This is a genomic window from Corynebacterium flavescens, assembly GCF_008693105.1.
Classification (GTDB): domain Bacteria; phylum Actinomycetota; class Actinomycetes; order Mycobacteriales; family Mycobacteriaceae; genus Corynebacterium; species Corynebacterium flavescens.
The window spans coordinates 69820-88050 of sequence record NZ_VXKK01000046.1 but is presented as its reverse complement, the minus strand read 5'-3'; the positions used below and the strand labels follow the sequence as shown (position 1 = coordinate 88050).

At 59.0% G+C, this 18231-nt stretch carries 18 protein-coding genes and 2 tRNA genes; 10 read left to right on the top strand and 10 right to left on the bottom strand.

Annotated elements, in window-relative coordinates; translation table 11 throughout:
- Window positions 1-228: 228 nt before the first annotated feature.
- The 3 genes from F4V60_RS12470 to F4V60_RS12460 all read right to left on the bottom strand — a co-directional run bounded on the left by F4V60_RS12470 (window position 229) and on the right by F4V60_RS12460 (window position 923).
- A tRNA-Ala gene (locus F4V60_RS12470) sits at window positions 229-301 on the bottom strand.
- Between the two features lie 9 nt (window positions 302-310).
- Window positions 311-387 (bottom strand) — tRNA-Ile (locus tag F4V60_RS12465).
- 68 nt (window positions 388-455) lie between these two features.
- On the bottom strand, window positions 456-923 hold the full coding sequence (locus tag F4V60_RS12460) for a GNAT family N-acetyltransferase (RefSeq protein ID WP_075728777.1): 468 nt from the start codon (window positions 921-923) through the stop codon (window positions 456-458).
- Between the two features lie 41 nt (window positions 924-964).
- On the opposite strand from F4V60_RS12460, the gene F4V60_RS12455 reads away from it, so the two are divergent.
- Window positions 965-1678 carry an IS6 family transposase gene (locus tag F4V60_RS12455; protein ID WP_150387371.1) on the top strand — a complete coding sequence of 238 codons (714 nt, stop codon included), beginning with the start codon at window positions 965-967 and terminating at the stop codon, window positions 1676-1678.
- A 145-nt stretch (window positions 1679-1823) separates the two neighbouring features.
- The gene (locus F4V60_RS12450) at window positions 1824-2024 is read left to right on the top strand and encodes a DUF1540 domain-containing protein (RefSeq protein WP_232315943.1); all 201 of its coding nucleotides are present in this window, start codon (window positions 1824-1826) and stop codon (window positions 2022-2024) included.
- Window positions 2025-2122: 98 nt separating this feature from the next.
- Here the strand turns inward: F4V60_RS12450 and F4V60_RS12445 are convergent, their stop codons facing one another.
- Window positions 2123-2497, bottom strand: a complete 375-nt coding sequence (locus tag F4V60_RS12445; RefSeq protein ID WP_075728775.1) for a DUF3566 domain-containing protein — start codon at window positions 2495-2497, stop codon at window positions 2123-2125.
- 4 nt (window positions 2498-2501) lie between these two features.
- Window positions 2502-5063 (bottom strand): DNA gyrase subunit A, encoded by a 2562-nt coding sequence (gene gyrA, locus F4V60_RS12440; protein ID WP_075728774.1) that lies wholly within the window; start codon window positions 5061-5063, stop codon window positions 2502-2504.
- Between the two features lie 123 nt (window positions 5064-5186).
- Here gyrA and F4V60_RS12435 point away from each other — a divergent pair, with 123 nt between their 5' ends.
- The 3 genes from F4V60_RS12435 to ggt all read left to right on the top strand — a co-directional run bounded on the left by F4V60_RS12435 (window position 5187) and on the right by ggt (window position 7737).
- Window positions 5187-5399: a CopG family transcriptional regulator gene (locus F4V60_RS12435; RefSeq protein ID WP_075728773.1), complete on the top strand. Its 213-nt coding sequence runs from the start codon at window positions 5187-5189 to the stop codon at window positions 5397-5399.
- Window positions 5396-5665: a cell filamentation protein Fic gene (locus tag F4V60_RS12430; RefSeq protein ID WP_307722800.1), complete on the top strand. Its 270-nt coding sequence runs from the start codon at window positions 5396-5398 to the stop codon at window positions 5663-5665. Before F4V60_RS12435 ends, F4V60_RS12430 begins: the two co-directional genes overlap by 4 nt.
- An 86-nt stretch (window positions 5666-5751) precedes the next feature.
- Entirely contained in the window at window positions 5752-7737 is a 1986-nt protein-coding gene (gene ggt, locus F4V60_RS12425) for a gamma-glutamyltransferase (RefSeq protein ID WP_075728772.1), read from the top strand.
- Between the two features lie 12 nt (window positions 7738-7749).
- On the opposite strand, the gene gyrB is transcribed toward ggt, so the two are convergent.
- The 5 genes from gyrB to dnaA form a co-directional block, all read right to left on the bottom strand.
- On the bottom strand, window positions 7750-9834 hold the full coding sequence (gene gyrB / locus F4V60_RS12420) for a DNA topoisomerase (ATP-hydrolyzing) subunit B (RefSeq protein WP_075728771.1): 2085 nt from the start codon (window positions 9832-9834) through the stop codon (window positions 7750-7752).
- Between the two features lie 135 nt (window positions 9835-9969).
- Window positions 9970-10497: a DciA family protein gene (locus F4V60_RS12415; protein WP_075728770.1), complete on the bottom strand. Its 528-nt coding sequence runs from the start codon at window positions 10495-10497 to the stop codon at window positions 9970-9972.
- A 3-nt stretch (window positions 10498-10500) separates the two neighbouring features.
- Window positions 10501-11664: a DNA replication/repair protein RecF gene (gene recF, locus F4V60_RS12410; protein WP_075728769.1), complete on the bottom strand. Its 1164-nt coding sequence runs from the start codon at window positions 11662-11664 to the stop codon at window positions 10501-10503.
- Complete coding sequence (dnaN, locus tag F4V60_RS12405; protein WP_075728768.1) at window positions 11664-12848, bottom strand: DNA polymerase III subunit beta; 1185 nt, start codon at window positions 12846-12848, stop codon at window positions 11664-11666. Before dnaN ends, recF begins: the two co-directional genes overlap by 1 nt.
- Before the next feature lie 627 nt (window positions 12849-13475).
- Window positions 13476-15104 carry a chromosomal replication initiator protein DnaA gene (dnaA, locus tag F4V60_RS12400; protein ID WP_075728767.1) on the bottom strand — a complete coding sequence of 543 codons (1629 nt, stop codon included), beginning with the start codon at window positions 15102-15104 and terminating at the stop codon, window positions 13476-13478.
- A gap of 700 nt (window positions 15105-15804) precedes the next feature.
- Here dnaA and rpmH point away from each other — a divergent pair.
- Genes rpmH through rsmG form a run of 5 tightly spaced genes read left to right on the top strand, consistent with a single transcriptional unit; the run spans window position 15805 to window position 18228 of the window.
- Window positions 15805-15948 (top strand): 50S ribosomal protein L34, encoded by a 144-nt coding sequence (rpmH, locus tag F4V60_RS12395; RefSeq protein ID WP_003847033.1) that lies wholly within the window; start codon window positions 15805-15807, stop codon window positions 15946-15948.
- 3 nt (window positions 15949-15951) lie between these two features.
- On the top strand, window positions 15952-16308 hold the full coding sequence (gene rnpA / locus F4V60_RS12390; RefSeq protein WP_075730906.1) for a ribonuclease P protein component: 357 nt from the start codon (window positions 15952-15954) through the stop codon (window positions 16306-16308).
- Window positions 16296-16571 (top strand): membrane protein insertion efficiency factor YidD, encoded by a 276-nt coding sequence (yidD, locus tag F4V60_RS12385; RefSeq protein ID WP_075730904.1) that lies wholly within the window; start codon window positions 16296-16298, stop codon window positions 16569-16571. The genes rnpA and yidD overlap by 13 nt, the downstream gene beginning before the upstream one ends.
- 14 nt (window positions 16572-16585) lie before the next feature.
- Window positions 16586-17566, top strand: a complete 981-nt coding sequence (yidC, locus tag F4V60_RS12380) for a membrane protein insertase YidC (protein WP_075730902.1) — start codon at window positions 16586-16588, stop codon at window positions 17564-17566.
- 53 nt (window positions 17567-17619) lie between these two features.
- On the top strand, window positions 17620-18228 hold the full coding sequence (rsmG, locus tag F4V60_RS12375) for a 16S rRNA (guanine(527)-N(7))-methyltransferase RsmG (protein WP_075730900.1): 609 nt from the start codon (window positions 17620-17622) through the stop codon (window positions 18226-18228).
- Window positions 18229-18231 lie beyond the last annotated feature (3 nt).

Here is an 18231-nt window from a genome sequence, read left to right as displayed (position 1 = left end):
CGGAAGACCAGCCCTCTACGACAACGCTATCCCAAACGAATACAACCACAACCTAGGAATCCGCAAAGGCTGGCCCGGCACCTAACCCCGACACGCCCGCAGACACACTTTTTGCTCCTTAGCCCCTTTTTGCTCCTTAGCCCCCGCCGCCCCACATTAGAACGCATAGACAAAGTAAGAGACACCTTCCAAGTTTTGGAAGGTGTCTCTTACTTATACTGCTAGCTGTGGAGCATAGGAGAATCGAACTCCTGACCTCCTGCTTGCAAAGCAGGTGCTCTACCAATTGAGCTAATGCCCCATCGTTCCGTGGTGGGCCTAGCAAGAATCGAACTTGCGACCTCATCGTTATCAGCGATGCGCTCTAACCGACTGAGCTATAGGCCCCTTGGGAACGAAATAGAACTTTACCGATCACCACCGAATAAACACAAATCAGCAGCTAAGGAAAGGTTTTAAGCGGTAGTTTTGCCTGCTAGATCGCGCAGGCGTACCTCGGGGTACTCGCGCCAACGGAAGGATTTCTTGATGATTCGGCGCTGGCGCCACGCCAGTACCCGATTGCGCAGGCCGCGCACCTCGACGCCGGGATTCTGGGGAACGATCTCTTTCTCGAAGGCGAGCTTGCCGATGGCCTCGAAGTCCCCATCGACGTCGAAAAGCGGCGTATATCCCAGCGCCAAGTAGAGGTTGCGCGCCTCCGGCTGGCGGGGGCCAGTGGTCAAGTAGATGCGGCGGTAACCGCGCGCCGCAATCTCCTCCTCCAGGGCCGCCATGATCGTGCGGGAAAGGCCCTGGCGACGATGATTGCTCGAGGTCCACACCCTCTTGATCTCTGCGGTTTCATCATCGAGGTACATGAACGCGCCGCCGGCCACCGTTTCAAAGCCGCGGCGAACCAACAACAAATGGTGCTGTTGCAAAGTTGGGGCAGTAGGAAGATCGACGTGAAATAATCACAGCCATGGGTATCTTCTCCGGTCGTCATTTCCCTCGCGAGGTCATCCTGTGGGCGGTGCGGTGGTACTGCCGCTACGGGGTGAGCTACCGCGATCTCGAAGAAATGATGACTTCAGCGGGGCGTGCCGGTCGATCACACCACGATTCTCACCGCTGGGTCCAGAAATACGCCCCTGAGCTGGATAAGCAAACACGGTGGTACCGGCAGGTACCTGACTGGCAGGCCAGTTCCTGGCGGGTGGATGAGACCTATATCCGGGTCGGCGGCACGTGGTGCTATCTCTACCGGGCTATTACCGCCGGTGGCCAGACCCTGGACTTTTACCTGTCCCCAAAGCGTAACGTCGCCGCAGCGAAGCGTTTCCTGGCCAAGACCCTGAGGTCGAACACGATAACCGGGTCCCCGCGGGTGATCAACACCGATAAAGCACCCTCCCTGGCCAGGGCAATCGCCGAGTTGAAGTCAGAGGGAATCTGCCCGCAGACCGTGGAACACCGGCAGGTGAAATACCTCAATAACGTCATTGAAGGAGATCATGGGCGGCTGAAACGGATCCTCGGACCGAAGGGGGCGTTCAAAAACCGGACCTCGGCGTACCGGACGTTGAAAGGGATGGAAGCGATGCACTCATTACGGAAAGGCCAGGGCGCGATGTTTGCCTACGGGCAACCGAACCCGGATGCGGTGATCGTCAGCCGGGTGTTCGAGGCTGCCTGAGAACGCCGACCCGCAGCGAGCATCAGAGGATGAAGACTGGGTCGTCACGGCTCTCCGCCTGAAGTTTGCAACAGCACCGCCCAAGGTATCTGCTTGCGCTGTTTCTGACTGCGCTTATAACATCAACGGCTGCCGCGCCTTCGCGGTGTCCGTCAACACCGCCGCGGAATGCAGCACCTATATCCCGCGCGATGAGAAGGTCAGCTCGCCCAAGGTCAACGCCCAGGTTGGCGCCTGCCAACGCGCCACCTGCGTGCACAACATGGACTTGGAGTGCACTGCCAAGAACGTCAGTTTCGACCGTTCCGATGGCAAGGCCGAGTGTTTGAGCTTCAGCCAGCGCTAGAGTCTCAGCCGGTGCAAGAGCCGCTGCACTTTGTACAGGCAGAAAGAAACCCGCCGTGGATGAATTCCCACGGCGGGTTTCTTTTTGAGTTGTGATTCTTACTCGGCAGGTTCTTCTTGCTTGTTTGCGCCGAGTTTATTCTCATCGAGGCGCAGGCTTAAGCCACCGAATACGTCCACGATGGCGTTGTAGATAAAAGCCATCAGTGGCGCGAGCAGTGTCATGAGCACCGCGGTGATTGCCCCGACGAGGGCGGAAAGTGAGAGCACTACGCCGAAGGTGACTTCAAAGCCACCGCCGACGCCGCCTACAAGGCTGTTGAGGTCCTCCCAGATTCCTACCTGGTCTAGGCCGAAGTAGAGAAGGCACACCGCCAGTAGCCAGGCCACGAGTCCGACGAGAGACAATGCCAACCCCACGCGAAACGCGGAGAAAGGCGAGATGCGTGCGAGGGTTACTTCCCGTTGTGCCATGGATTTATTCCTCACCCTTGTCGTGGAGGTTCTCCCCGAGCTTGAGGTGCTCCTGCTGAACATCCTCGACCGACTTCTCACCCTTGGCTACAGCCTGGGCGTCTTCCTCACCATCGTCCTCGACGTTGCGGTCAATGGCAAGCAATTCAACATCATCGGCCAAGTTCACCAGACGCACTCCCATGGTTGCACGGGAGGAAGGTCGAATCTGGTTGGCCTCGGTACGGATGACTCCGCCGGCGGAGGTGATGGCTAAGATCTCGTCCTCTTCCTCCACGGCGATGGCGCCAATGAGCTTGCCGCGCTTCGGGGTGTACTTGAAGGTCATGACACCCATGCCGCCACGGCCCTGCGGGCTGTACTCCACGATTGCGGTGCGCTTGCCATAGCCGCCGGAGGTGGCCACGAGCAGGAACTGCCCATCGTGCACGACGGACATCGATAGCAGCTGATCGTCACCACGGAAGCGCATACCCTTCACGCCGGCGGTAGCGCGACCCATGGGACGCAGCTGATCATCATCGGCGGTGAAGCGAATGGCCTGGCCCTGCTCCGAGGTCAACAGGATGTCATCGCCCTCATCGACCAAGGAAGCACCAATGAGTGCATCACCCTCGTTGAGGTTGATGGCGATAAGGCCTGCGGAACGCGCGGACTCATAATCGGTCAGGCGTGACTTCTTAACCCGGCCCTGCTGGGTGGCGAGCACCAGATAAGGAGCATCCTCATAGGATTGAATCTGAATGACCTGGGCGATCTTCTCGCCAGGCTGGAACTCCAGCAGGTTGGCCACGTGCTGACCGCGGGCGGTACGGCCTGCCTCCGGAAGCTCATAGGCCTTGAGGCGGTAAACGCGTCCGAAGTTGGTGAAGAAGAGAATCCAATCGTGCGTCGAGCACACGAAGAAGTTCTTGACTATGTCATCCTGCTTGAGCTCCGCGCCGCGTACTCCCTTGCCGCCGCGCTTTTGAGCCTTATAAGAATCAACCTTCGTGCGCTTGGCATAGCCGGTGGCAGTGATGGTGACAACGACATTCTCGCGGGCGATGAGATCCTCATCGGAGACATCGCCCGTGGCGGAGATGATCTGCGTGCGGCGCTCATCGCCGTACTTCTCCACGATCTGGGCCAGCTCATCATGCACGATGGCACGCTGGCGCTCCTCGCGGGCCAGAATATCCTTCAGGTCTTCGATGATCTTTTCGATCTCCGCCAACTCATCGATGATCTTCTGCCGCTCCAGGGCGGCCAGGCGGCGCAGCTGCATGGCCAGGATGGCATCCGCCTGGATGTCATCCACGTCAAGCAGGACCTTCAGTCCCTCACGCGCCTCATCCACGGTGGGCGAGCGGCGAATCAAGGCAATGACCTCATCGAGCATATCGAGCGCCTTGACCAAACCGCGCAGGATATGGGCACGCTTCTCGGCCTCATCGAGACGGTACTGAGTACGCCGGACGATGACCTCGATCTGGTGCGTGACGTAGTAGCGCAGCATCTGGTCGATGCGCAACGTCCGCGGCACTCCATCGACGATGGAGAGCATGTTGGCGCCGAAGGAGGTCTGCAGCTGTGAGTGCTTATACAGGTTATTGAGCACCACGCGCGCCACGGCATCACGCTTGAGGGTGACAACGATGCGCATACCAATGCGGTCCGAGGACTCATCCTCAATCTTGGAGATGCCAGCGATCTTGCCGTTGGCCACGGACTCCGCGATATTGGAGATCATGTTATCCGGGTTGACCTGGAAAGGTAGCTCAGTGATGACGATGGTCTGGCGGGAGCCACTTTCCTCGATCGCGGTGACCCCGCGCATGCGGATAGAGCCGCGGCCTGTGGTATAGGCATCCTTGATGCCGCCATCTCCCACGATGAGTCCTGCGGTGGGGAAATCCGGGCCCTTGACGCGTTCCATGCACGCGGCCAAGGCATCCTCATCGCTGGCGCCGGGGTGATCCAGCAGCCAGTAGATGGCCTCCGCCAATTCGTTGAGGTTGTGCGGAGGAATGTTGGTGGCCATGCCCACGGCAATACCGCCGGAACCGTTCATCAACAGGTTAGGAACGCGGGAGGGAAGGATATCCGGTTCCTGGGTCTTGCCATCGTAGTTCGGGGAGAAGTCAACGGTGTTCTCGCGGATATCGCGCACCATTTCCATGGCCAAAGGAGTCATGCGGCACTCGGTATAACGCATGGCGGCGGGGCCGTCATTACCGCGGGAGCCGAAGTTACCTTGTCCATCTACCAGCGGATAGCGCATGTTCCAGGACTGGGCCAGACGGACCAACGTGTCATAGATGGCGGAATCGCCGTGCGGGTGGAACTGGCCCATGGTGTCGGAGACCGGGCGGGCGGACTTCACATAGCCGCGCTCTGGGCGGTAGCCCGAATCAAACATGGCGTAGAGGATGCGGCGGTGCACCGGCTTCAGTCCGTCACGGACCTCGGGCAGTGCGCGGCCGACGATGACGGACATGGCGTAGTCGATATAACTCGACTCCATCTCCTCATTAATGTCAATCGGATGGACGCGATCAAAAAGATCGTCATTGTGGTCACTCATAGCGAGTCATTTTACCCGCTCACCGCCTAAAAAGCCCGTTATGACGCCCTCTAGGCCATCAAGCACCCTGCAAGTGATACCACCGCGATACCATTTAGGCACAAAAGTGTTAGGATCTGCGGCATGGCAATGACCCTGCGCTTGACCCCCGATCAAGACCACGCCCTCACCCTGCTGGCTTCCGCGCAGGGCACCTCGAAGCACGAGGCGGCCATCCGTGCCATCGTCTCCGCCGCTGCCCGCACGCTTGCCGACGGCGCTGTGCAAGACACCGCCCGCCGCCTCCTGCCTGGCCGCGCCGAGCTCGAGGCCGAGATTCGGCGCGCGCGTTCGTGACCCCCACCCTGTCACCCGAGCAGTTACTGCTCATCGCCCGCGAGTTCTGTGCTCTCTATAACGTGCGCATCAGCAACTTTTCGGCCCTAGTAGCCGCGAGCGCAGCCGCGCACGCCCGCATCGAGGGGCTGCCCGTCCACGGCTCTCCTCGCGCCGCAGCCCATGCCGTGGGGGAGGTTTTAAGCAAGGTAGAAGCCCTCAGCGGCCACAACCGCGAGTTTGCCGCTCTGTGCGAGCGCGTGTTTCTAGCCCTTGCGCAGGACTAATCGCCCCGGAATCTCTCCGTCGAGACTCCTCGCGATTTTCTCCAAAGGTCTATCTCACAGGGTGAACTTGTGGTTAACTACCTCACATGAAAACTGTCAACCATTCGTTAAAGGCTGTGGTGGCAGCGACTGCTGCGATCTCCCTCGGGCTCTCCTTGAGCTCGTGCACCAACAACAGCGACACCCCATCTACGCCCTCTACCTCAGATACCGCGGCCGCGACCGCCCCCGCCCCGCAGCCCTGTGAACTCCCCGCCGGTAGCGAAGCCAGTGGCCCTGCCACCGGCACCCACAGTGGTGAGGATATTTCGGTCGCCCCGGAGATTGCCACCGGATACCGTTCCGGCATGGAACCGGTTACCACCCAGAGCTACGCGGTGGCCACTGCCAATCCCTTGGCCTCCCAAGCCGCCTGTGCGGTGCTCCTGGAGGGCGGTACTGCCGCAGATGCCCTGGTAGCAGCCCAATTCACGTTGGGTCTGACTGAGCCACAATCCTCCGGCATCGGCGGTGGCGGATACATTGTCTACTACGACGCGCAGAAGGATGAAGTTTCTGCCATCGACGCCCGCGAAACCGCCCCGGTTGCCGCTGACGAGAACTACCTCATCCACGTCTCAGATCAAGACACTTCCGCCCCAGTCCCTGACGCCCGCCGCTCGGGGCGCTCCATCGGGGTCCCCGGGATCGTCGCCGGGCTGGGAGAACTCCACGCTGAGCACGGAAAAACCGCCTGGGATCAGATTCTCGAGCCCACCGCAGATCTTGCCTCCGCAGGTTTTGAGATTAGCCCACGCATGTCTGCCTCCATCGCCAGTTCCGCCGAGGACTTGGCCACAGACCCCGAGGCCGCCGAGTACTTCCTCAACGAGGATGGCAGCGCCAAGGAAGCCGGCACGCTGCTCAAGAACCCCGCCTACGCTGACACCGTCAGGAAAATAGCGACGGGAGGCGCGGATGCCTTCTATACCGGCGATATTGCTGCAGCAATTGTGGACCGCGCAACGCGCAACGTCGAAGGCTTTACCCCCTCGCTCATGTCCACCGCCGATTTGGCTGCCTATACTCCCGAGAAATCAGAAGCGCTGTGTGGTCCTTACCGCGACCGCATCATCTGCGGCATGCCGCCCTCTTCTTCCGGTGGCATCGCCGTGATCGAGACTCTGGGAATCCTCAACAACGTCGACCTTGCAAAGTATGCGCCAAGCGATGTCGGCCTCGACGGCGGACTGCCCAACGTCGAGGCCATCCACCTCATCTCGGAGGCCGAGCGCCTGGCCTATGCCGACCGCGACGCCTATGTGGGGGATCCTGCCTTCGTCAGCGTTCCCGGTGGCGGAATAGATGAGCTGATTAGCCCCGAGTACACCCGTGAGCGGGCCGGACAGATTAACCCGGATACCTCCATGGGTGAGGCTCAACCAGGCTTAAGCACCGCTGCTGCGGGGCCTATCACCCCTGAGCACGGCACCAGCCACATCTCCGTCATTGATTCCTATGGCAACGCGGCCTCATTGACCACCAGTGTGGAAGCAGCTTTCGGTTCCTTCCACTTCACCCGCGGGTTTATCCTCAACAACCAGCTCACGGACTTCTCCGCCGAGCCCACCAATGAGGCCGGCGAGCCCGTAGCCAACCGCGTCGAGTCCGCCAAACGCCCGCGCTCTTCGATGTCTCCCATGCTCGTCTTCGCTGGGGCCGGTGCCGCAGGAACCGATTCCACCACAGACCGCGGCGATCTCGAGATGGTGGTGGGCTCCCCCGGCGGCTCCCTCATCATCCAATTCGTGGTCAAAACCTTGGTCAATATGATCGACTGGGGAATGGACCCGCAACAGGCGGTCTCCGCGCCCAACTTTGGCGCAATGAATAAACCAGAAACCGGAATAGGAACTGAGCACCCGCTGCTCGCCGAGCATGAAAGCGAGATCGCAGAAGGACTCGAGCAGCGGGGACATGAGGTCAACGCCACCGATCAATCCAGCGGCCTATCGGCCCTGGTGCGCAGCGGCGAAGACATCATCGGCGGCGCGGACCCGCGCCGTGAAGGAGTGGTCCTCGGAGGGACTTAAAGCCTCCCCTCCTTAGACGTCGAGGAAGCGAACATCCTTGGCGCGACGGGTGATGAACGAACGGCGAGCCGAGACATCATCACCCATGAGGATGGAGAAGAGCTCGTCGGCGCGCTGCGCATCCTCCAAGTCCACGCGACGCAAGATGCGGCTGGCAGGATCCAGGGTGGTCTCCCACAGCTCGGAGGAGTTCATCTCTCCTAGACCCTTGTAACGCTGGATGCCGTCATCCTTGTTGATCTTGCGGTTCTCCGCCAGACCCTCGGCCAAAAGCTGGTCACGCTCTTCGTCAGAGTAGGCAAAGCCCGGCTCGCCCTTGCCCCACTTGAGCTTGTACAGCGGCGGATTAGCCAGGTAGACGTGGCCATCCTCCACTAGCTGCGGCATGAAGCGGAAGAGCAGAGTGAGCAGCAAGGTGGCGATGTGCTGGCCATCGACGTCGGCGTCCGCCATGAGGACGATCTTGTCATAGCGCAGCTTCTTGATATCGAATTCCTCGTGGATACCGGTGCCCAGAGCCGTGATGATGGCCTGGACCTCGGCGTTCTTCAAGACCTTATCCATGCGGGCCTTCTCCACGTTGAGGATCTTGCCGCGCAGCGGAAGGATGGCCTGGAACATCGAGTCACGCCCGCCCTTGGCGGAGCCACCTGCGGAGTCACCCTCCACGATGTAGAGCTCGGAGATCTTGGGATCCTTGGAACGACAATCCGCGAGCTTGCCGGGCAGACCGCCAAGATCGGTCGCGGACTTGCGGCGCACCATTTCGCGAGCCTTGCGGGCCGCCATGCGCGCGTGAGCGGAAGACACAGCCTTGTTGATGATGGCCTTTGCCTCGGCCGGATTGGCATCAAACCAATCGTTCACATGCTCGTTGACCGCGCGCTGCACAAAGCCCTTGATCTCCGAGTTGCCGAGCTTGGTCTTGGTCTGACCCTCGAACTGAGGATCGCCGACCTTGACCGAGATGACTGCGGCAAGGCCTTCGCGGCAATCGTCTCCGGAGAGGTTGCCGTCCTTCTCCTTGATGAGCTTGTGCTCTTTGGCGTAGCGGTTCATCAGGGAGGTCAGCGCTGCGCGGAAACCCTCCTCGTGGGTGCCGCCCTCATAGGTATTGATGGTGTTGGCGAAGGTGTGGACGGACTCCTTGTAGCCCTGATTCCACTGCATAGCCACCTCGACCTCGTGCTCTTCGCCCTTGGCATCGAAAGCAACGATGGTGGGGTGAATCGGGGTCTTGGACTTGTTGAGGAACTTGACGTAGTCAATAAGGCCGTCTGGGTAGTAGAAGGTGATCTTCTTCTGCAGCTTCTTGCCGGACTTCTTAGCCTCAGGCGCGCCGGTTGACAGATCTGCGCTGGCATCAGGGTCCACGCCTGCAGAACCATCCGTGTCATCAAATGACTCGGCATCAAGGGTGGTCTCCCCCGACTCCGCATCAGCGATTGCTTCAAGCTCGAGCTGCTCGCGGGTAACGCGCTCATCAATGAGCTCAATGGTCAGGCCTTTATTAAGGAAGGCCATCTCCTGCAGCCTGCGCGAGATAACCTTGAAGTCATACTCGGTGGTCTCGAAGATTTCCGGATCCGCCCAGAAGCGGATGATCGTTCCGGTGCCACGGGCGTTGCCGCCCTCCACCAGATCCTCGGGGATGGCGTTGCTGAAGTTCTGGTACCAGTGCTTACCGTCGCGCTTGATCTCCGCCTCGACGCGGGTGGAAAGCGCGTTGACCACGGAAATGCCGACTCCGTGCAGGCCACCAGAGACGGCATAGGAATCAGAATCAAACTTGCCACCAGCGTGCAGTTGGGTCATAACGACCTGGACGGTAGGCGCACCGGAGGCGTGCATCTCGACGGGGATGCCGCGGCCGTCATCGATGACTTCCACGCCCCCATCAGCCAAGAGCTTGACGGTAACCTTCGAAGCAAAACCTGCCATGGCCTCATCGACGGAGTTATCCACGACCTCCCAGATCAGGTGGTGCAGGCCGCGCACACCGGTGGAACCGATGTACATACCCGGACGCTTACGAACGGCCTCGAGTCCTTCGAGGATCGTAATTGAGCCGGCATCATATGCGTGTTGTTCAGCCACGGATGCTTGTTCTCCTTTTGGCTAGGGCTAATTTTAAGACTTTCTATATTCTACACTGTGCCCCCCTACTAAAGGACTCCCCACACCTGCTAGAGGGCGCAAATGGCGCGTTATTTGGCGCGGGCACCTGTCGGGCTATCCGTAGGTATCAGTGGAGCCCTGCGGCTTGACCCACAACCTGCCCTCATAGTTGCGATGCTGCTTTGGCCCCTGTATCCGCAGTTCAGCGATAACATCGGGACCCAGCCGCGCCGCAATCTTTTGCAAGATCTGGCGCTGCAGGTAACGCAGCTCAGTGGCCCAGTTGGAGTTATCGCAGGAGACGTAGACGATCTGGTCTTTAATGCGCTCCGGCTTGGTGTGCGCCGCGATCTTTGGACCAACAAGATTTTCCCAATTTCCCATGATCCAACCGTGCGCAAGCTCGTGCTCCCAACCTCGCTGGCCAATTTCCCGGCGAATCTGCGAACCAAGGGAAGGAATGTCCAGGCTACGGCGCTGGCGACGTCCATCCTTGCCGGTAGGTCTACCCGGCTGAAAAGAACGCGGTCGGGACGAGGCCGGGGCATCTAACTTCATCGGCGGCGCCTTTTGGGTCAACTCGGGAGGATTCTTCGCATTCTTGCGCACACGCTGAAAGAACTCCTGGATCGGATCAGTCATAATCTAAGCCTCACCCACGCGATTAATCTCCGAGATCCTGCCCTGCGCGCCATCCCGCACGGAGACCTCAAAGCGAACGATGGGTTCCAGATTACCCGGCAAGTCCTCGTCGACGGCGGCGGTGATGAGCACTTGCTCGGCCTCCGCCGCGAGGTGCACCAACTTCTCGCGGCGCTTGGCATCGAGTTCAGCAAAAACATCATCCAAGATGAGGATCGGGTCCGAGCCTTCCGCGCGCAAGAGATTGAACTCCGCAAGACGCAGGGCGATGGCATAGGACCAGGTCTCACCGTGGCTGGCAAACCCCTTCGCCGGGTGATCGCCCAAGTCCAATACCAGGTCATCGCGATGTGGTCCGACCAGGGAGGATCCACGTTCAATCTCGCGCTGCCGCAGATTGGCAAGCTCGGTGAGCATGACCGCTTCGAGGACGTCCCTGTCCGCGGTATCGACCGTGGATTTATAGGAAACGCGAGCGGGGCGAGACTCTGGGGCAAGGCCGCTATAGGCGGAGGCGATGAGGTGGGAAAGCTCGTCGACAAGCAGGAGGCGTGCCTGAATGACCTGGGCCCCGAAGTGGGCCAACTGCCCGTCCCACACGTCCAAGGTGGCCAAGGCTACCGCACCGTCGCTGTCACCATAGCCCCGTCGCAGGCTTAACGAAGCCGATTTCAGCAAGGCGTTGCGTTGCTTAAGGGCCTTGTCAAAATCAGCCTTGACCCCGGCTAGACGCGGGGTGCGGCTGGCAATAATGTTGTCGAGATATGCGCGGCGAGATGCGGGTTCCCCGCGCACCAGAGCGATGTCCTCCGGGGAAAAAAGCACCGATCTCACCACGCCGAGGAGCTCCCGCGGGCTCTGCAAACGCGTGCGATTTATCTGTGCCTGGTTGCCAGCATGCGCTTTGATGAGCAGGTGCGCAGTTAGCTCCCGTCCCTCATTGACTGCGGTGACGGACACCCTTGCATTCTCTGCGCCCTGCCTGACCAGCGGTGCATCGTGGGAGACGCGGTGAGAGGAAAGGTGAGCACAGTAGCCCACTGCTTCGACGATATTGGTCTTGCCGAATCCGTTGCGCCCGACGAAAAGGGTGATGCCCGGCCCAAGCTGAATACTAAGGCTGGGCCACGAGCGAAAATCCCGGAGATCGAGGTCGCGAATGTACATTAACCCGGCAGACGAACCGGCATGAGCAGGTAGGTGAAATCAGTCTGCGGTGTGGGGAAGACTCCATCCTCGTTGACCTCGGGCAGAACCTCAGGCTCTGGAATCATGATTGCCGGGCGCGAAGGCTCGGTGAATCCGAAGACCACGCGGTTGGTATGAACCACGGAAAGTCCATCTTTGAGGTATCCCGGGTTGAAAGCGATGAGGAACTCGTCGCGGCCGGTGAAAGCACAAGGCAGGGTCTCGGTGGCGTTGCCGGATTCGGCCCCGGCGGCGAGAATGACCTGGCCCTCGGAGAACTCCATGCGGATCTGCGCGTTGCGGTCCGTGAGCAGGGAAACGCGGCGGATGGCCTCCTGCAGCGGTGCCACCTCAATGCTGGCAATGGCCGTATGCGTCTTCGGCAGCAGCGGTGCCACGTTGGGGAAGTCTGCATCGAGCATGCGGGTGGTGATCTCCCGATTAGCGGCGTGAACGCCGAAAAGACCTTCTGCGCCGATGTTCTCGCCCTCACCGACGGCGATTTCTACGGGAGTATTCAAGTGAGTATCAAGCGATCGCCCGGTTTCCTGCAGCGTCTTCGCCGGTACCAAGAGCTTGGCCTGAACGTCTGGGGAGCTGGGATCCCACTCAAGGGTGCGCATGGCTAGACGGAAACGGTCCGTCGCCGTCATCTCGACGTGGGAGCCACGAATATCCATGTGAACACCGGTGAGCATAGGCAGGGTGTCATCGCGCCCAGCTGCGGAGGCGACCTGGCTGATAGCCTCCACGAAAAGCTGCGGCTGGATGGTTCCAGTCACCGCGGGAAGCTGAGGAAGCTGCGGATAATCATCGAGAGGAATGATGGGCAGCGAAAAACGCGAGGAACCACAGGAAAGCACCACCTGGGAATTGTCCTCGAGCGTCATCTCGACTTCCTTGTTGGGCAAGGTAGCAACGATGTCTGCCAGGAGCTTGCCGGCGACGGCGATGCGGCCGGGCTCATCCACCATGGCCGCGATGCGCACGCGGGTGGAAACCTCGTAGTCGAATCCCGAGAATTCCAAACCTTTGTCATCCGCGGTGATGAGCATCGCGCGAAGAACCGGTTGGGCAACTTTGGATGGAAGACTGCGTGCAACCCAGGAAACGGCATCGGCCAAGTCATCTTTGGCAACGCGAAATGACACAGATTGTTCCATGGTTACGAGGAGCTCCTCTACAAAAGTTGTTACTTACAAGAAATTTGGATTCTTCCAACCTACCGCATGCCGCCAGGCCTTCGAACTTTTGTAATTCATCTTTGCCGCTCTCTGCTCCACCCGGCGGTGGGCGAGGGCGAGGCGAATTACACACATCCTTTTTCTTCTTTAAAGATCAGGGAAATTATTTAGTAGTAGTAGTAACCGCTGTGGAATCTGTGTTTAAGTGCCAAAACTCGCTGCTAACGACATAAAAGCAGGGTGTGATCGAGGTTGTGTAATTCCTGTGATCAAATGACAAGAATTGTGGATAACTTTTCGGGGGTCGAAGTTGTCCACAACCTGTCCCCAGAATTCTTGTCATTCCCAACAGGATTGATCACAGCAGGCCGCATGACCTACCTGGACTGTGGAATTTCAAAATGTGATCAAGATCTACGAATTACAACAATGGAATTACACAGCTGTGAATAACTTCTGTGAATAACTTCTGTGGATAAGTTTCGACGGTTAGTTGCGGGCTAGATTGCAGGCACGCCAAAAGACGCCGCACTCCTTGGCGTTGTGAGGCAACGTGAAGGAAAACGGCGTCGATAAGCAGCGAAGATCGCGGGAGGATGGCGCAGCTTAGGCGGTCCCGCGATTCTTGATGCGTTGGGTCAGCGCCTGGATTTCGTCGTAGGTATTGCGCTTCTCTGTCATTTCCTTGCGGATCTTGCGGTCCGCATAGATGACGGTGGTGTGGTCCTTGCCGCCGAACTGCGCCCCGATCTTCGGCAGGGATAACTCGGTGAGTTCGCGGCACAGATACATGGCTAGCTGTCGCGCATGCGAAACGGCCCGTTTCTTACCTGCACCCCGCAGGGTTTCGACATCGATGTCGAAGTATTCTGCGGTCACCTGCATGATGGCAGCGGCGGTGATCTGACGATCCGCGGAATCCGGAGCAAGATCACGCAGGGCGATCTCGGCCATCTCCAGATTGATCGGCTCATTGACCAGGGAAGAATAGGCCGAGACGCGGATGAGGGCGCCCTCGAGCTCGCGGATGGAGGACTCGAAGCGGGAGGCAATGAGCTCTAAGACCGAGCGGTCAACGATGGTGCCATCGGCCGCGGCCTTCTTCATCAAGATGGCGATGCGCGTTTCCAGGTCTGGCGGCTGAATATCGGTGATGAGCCCGCCTTCAAAACGGGTACGCAGGCGATCTTCCAAGGTCACCAGCTGTTTAGGAGGGCGATCGGAGGACAAGATGATCTGCTTATTCGCCTGGTGCAGCGCATTGAAGGTGTGGAAGAACTCTTCCTGAGTTGATTCTTTGCCCTCGAGGAACTGAATATCATCCACCATCAAGATGTCGAGGTTGCGGTAGCGCCGCTTGAATGATTCCTGGCGGTCATCGCGCAGAGAGTTGATGTAGTCATTGGTGAACTCTTCCGAGGACACATACTTCACCCGCAGCCCCGGGTGCAGCAGCTGCGCATAGTTTCCGGCCGCGTGGAGCAGGTGCGTCTTTCCCAGCCCGGATCCGCCCCAAATAAACAGAGGATTATATGCACGCGCGGGGTTCTCCGCGACGGCAACGGCGGCGCCGTTGGCAAAGCGGTTGGAGGAGCCGATGACGAAGCTATCGAAGGTGTGCTTGGGATTCAGAGACTTCTCGCGGTTGGGATCGTGCGCGGGAGCTTCCCGGGGGATGCGTGCAGCATGCGGTCCGGGTTGCTGGTAATGCGCCGCCAGCTCGTCGAGGCTGGCGGGAGCGTGCGAGATCTGCCAATCCGCACCATGAGAGGTGGAACTCATCTGCCGTGGGCGGCTGACCTGTGGTGGAGATGCCGGTGGTGGTGAGAACTGAGGTGCCTGCGGCGGCTGCGGAGCTTGGGATGCTTGTGGAGTCGGCGAAGCCAGCGGTCCGGGATTGCCCTGGGTCGGCTGGGACTGGGCGCCGCCAGCATCATCGGCCAACTCAGGATTGGCAAGGGTTACGGCCAAGGAACAAGGCCGGCCGAGTTGGCGGGCTAGAGCCTTGGAGATATGGGGGCCGAGATCATTTTCCACCACGTTCTTCGCGGTCATGTCTGGGGCCGCGATAAGCGCATAGCCATCCATCATCATGATGGGGCGCGCAAGTTGAAGGTAAAGGCGCTGCGTGTGATTGAAATTGGGGACATCCGAGTTGGGTTGCTCAGATTGGGCGAGCAGATCTTCTACTACTGCTCGCCAGGTCGCATTAATAGCCGATTGTTGGTCGGACACACCAGTACCTTTGGAAAATAGAGGGATGGATGGACAAGAGGATCGAATGACACCTTTAAGTGGCCTCTCCGCTTCTGTAATTCTTAACGGTTGAGCCGACGCCGGAGAGTAGCAGTGTGAATTCCACGGCGAAGAACACTGCAGTTTTCACACGGGTTTTCAGGGTGTCACCTCGATCTCCACAGAGTTATTCACAGCTGTGAGTAAATTGTTTATCCACAGCCTAGTGGATAGCTGTGGATAACTCCGAATCGGGTCACAATGGCACTTTAGCTGGGGTAACGTTAAAAGTCTAAACCGGTTATCGAGAGTTATCCACACCCTGTAGGCGACTGTGGAATTTGATTATTCAGTTCTACCGCCGATCCGTGGAGGGTGTCTAGCCTCCCCAGCAGCGGGTGTGGGCGGGCCGCGGGAGAGGCGGCAGCGGGCGTGCAAACTTGTGCAGGGTGATGCCCCTAAATGCCCCTTAAGCTGGGAGAAAAAACATCTTTGTAATTTCGGGTGTACCCGTGTGTCGATTTGTTTCAAGGTGCCTGTTTCACGTAATCTGTCATGGTCTATCGCAGCGAAACGTTGCGCGTGAGAGTGTCCGCACCACTTGGTGTACCGAGTCGCTTAAACACTCACGAATTCCATTCATCAGTGGATTCCCGGCATACGTGTGGGGAATCGGCTAACAACTTCAAGGAGAATTAACGTGGCAAAGGGTAAGCGCACGTTCCAACCCAACAACCGTCGTCGTGCACGCAAGCACGGCTTCCGTACCCGCATGAGCACTCGTGCAGGTCGCGCCATTGTTGCAGCCCGTCGCAAGAAGGGCCGCGCTAAGCTGACCGCTTAAGTCATGCTTCCTTCCCAGCATAAACTCACTTCGCCGACGCAGTTTCGGCGTGTAATCAAAGGTGGAAGAAGGGCTGGGACCCGCACGCTAGTCGTGCACATGCAGGAGCGGCAGCGCAGCACCGAAGACATCGCGGCCTCCGGGCCGCGCTTTGGGCTCGTTGTTTCCAAAGCCGTCGGGAATGCAGTGGTTCGCCACCGTACCTCCCGGCGGCTTCGGCATGTGTGCATGGCGCTTGCTGGTCTCTTGCCTGCGCACGCCGACATCGTCATCCGGGCACTCCCCGCCAGTGCAGAAGCCAGCAGCGCCAAGCTCGCGGCGGATCTCTTGAAAGCTGTGCGGAAAAAATGGGATATCTAAACACCCAGGGTGAGGAGATACCGAAGGCCCGCGGTCTAGCCAAGGTTCTTGTCGCGGCGGTTCGCTTCTACCAAAAATACCTGTCAGCACTTAAGATGGGTTCAACCTGTCGTTTCGAACCGACATGCAGCGCCTACGCGCTTGAGGCTATTTCCATTCACGGAGCCTTCAAGGGCACGGTCATGGCAATCGCTAGGCTCTGTAAGTGCGGCCCCTGGCATCCGGGAGGTTTCGATTTCGTTCCGGCTAAGAACAACAACTGAGGACTACAACACTCGTGCTTAATTTCGTTTACTGGCCCATCTCGGCCATTCTATGGTTCTGGCATTGGCTGCTCAGTCTCGTACTGAATCCTGCCTGGGGCATTACCTGGATCCTTTCCATCGTCTTGCTCACTTGGACCATCAAAGCCGTCATGGTCAAGCCGACCATCAACCAGTTGCGATCTTCCCGCAAGATGCAGGAGATTCAACCGAAGCTGCAAGAGATCCGTGCCAAGTACGCCAATGATCAAATGAAGGCTTCGCAGGAGATGCAGAAGATCTACAAGGAATCGGGCGTTCGTCCGATTGCTGGCTGTCTTCCCATGCTCGCGCAGATGCCGGTGTTCATCGGCCTCTTCCACGTCTTGCGTTCCTTCGACCGCACCGTTCCCGTGGCCGGTGGCATCGGACACCCCGCCGGGGATCCCATGTCCATCGAGGACAATGCGAATACCGCGAACTACATCTTCTCCCCAGAGCTTGTGCAGCAGTTCCTCGATGCCAAGATTTTCGGCATTCCTCTGGTGGCTAACCTGCGCGTTAATTCGCCCATCTTGCAGGATGTCACCTCCACACAGGCTGCCTTCATCATCGTCCCGCTCATCGCTGTGATCGCGGTGCTCACTCACTTCAATGCTCGGATGACTCTTTCCCGCCAGGAAGCTCGCCGTGCCGCTGGCAAGACCGTTGCCCCCCAGGGACAGAATGCGGAAATGATGCAGCAGCAGATGGCCATGATGAACAAGATGATGCTGTGGTTCATGCCAGCCATGCTGGTATTCTCCGGCTTCATTTGGCCTATCGGCTTGCTCTTCTACATGCTCTCCAACACCGTGTGGACTTTCTTCCAGACTCGCCTCGTCTTTGCCAAGATGGACCGCGAGGAAGAAGCCGAAGAGGCCGCTAAGGTGGAGCTCAAGCGAACCACCGCTCCTAAGCCCGGCGCTCGCAAGAAGGACGCCCGGACTAAGAAGCAACGCAAAAAGAACAACTAGTTTAGTGTCGGTACTTTTATCAGTATCGACACTTCCTGATCCGAGGAGCTCCCTTGTCCGTGCTGGACCCGTCTGAAGTATTTGGCCCTCGCCTTGCCCTTGCGCAGGCTTATCACGATTCCCTGGCCACCGACGGGTCCATTCGTGGTTTTATCGGTCCCCGCGAGGTGCCGCGCCTGTGGGAGCGCCACATCCTCAATTGCGCCGTCGTCAATAGCGTCATCCCCACGGGCGCCCGCGTGGTTGACGTGGGATCAGGGGCCGGCCTGCCGGGTATTCCCCTGGCTATTGCACGGCCCGATCTCCAACTGACCCTAGTCGAGCCGCTGCTGAAGCGTTCCAATTACCTTTCCGAGGTCGTAGAGCTGCTCGGACTCGACAACGTCACGGTCATCCGTGGGCGTGCCGAGGAGGGCCCAGTAAAGAAGGCCGTGGCAGGTGCTGATGTTGTCACCTCGCGGGCGGTCGCTCCCCTGGGCAAGCTCGCCAAGTGGTCCCTGCCGCTCGTGCGCAAGGGCGGTGAAATGATCGCGCTCAAGGGCAGTTCCGTGCTCGAGGAACTGGAGCGTGACGCCGCGGAGATAAAACGCGCCGGCGGAGGAAAAGCACAGGTAGAGACCATTGAGGGAACTACGATTATCCGTGTTCCCCGCGTGAACTAAGGT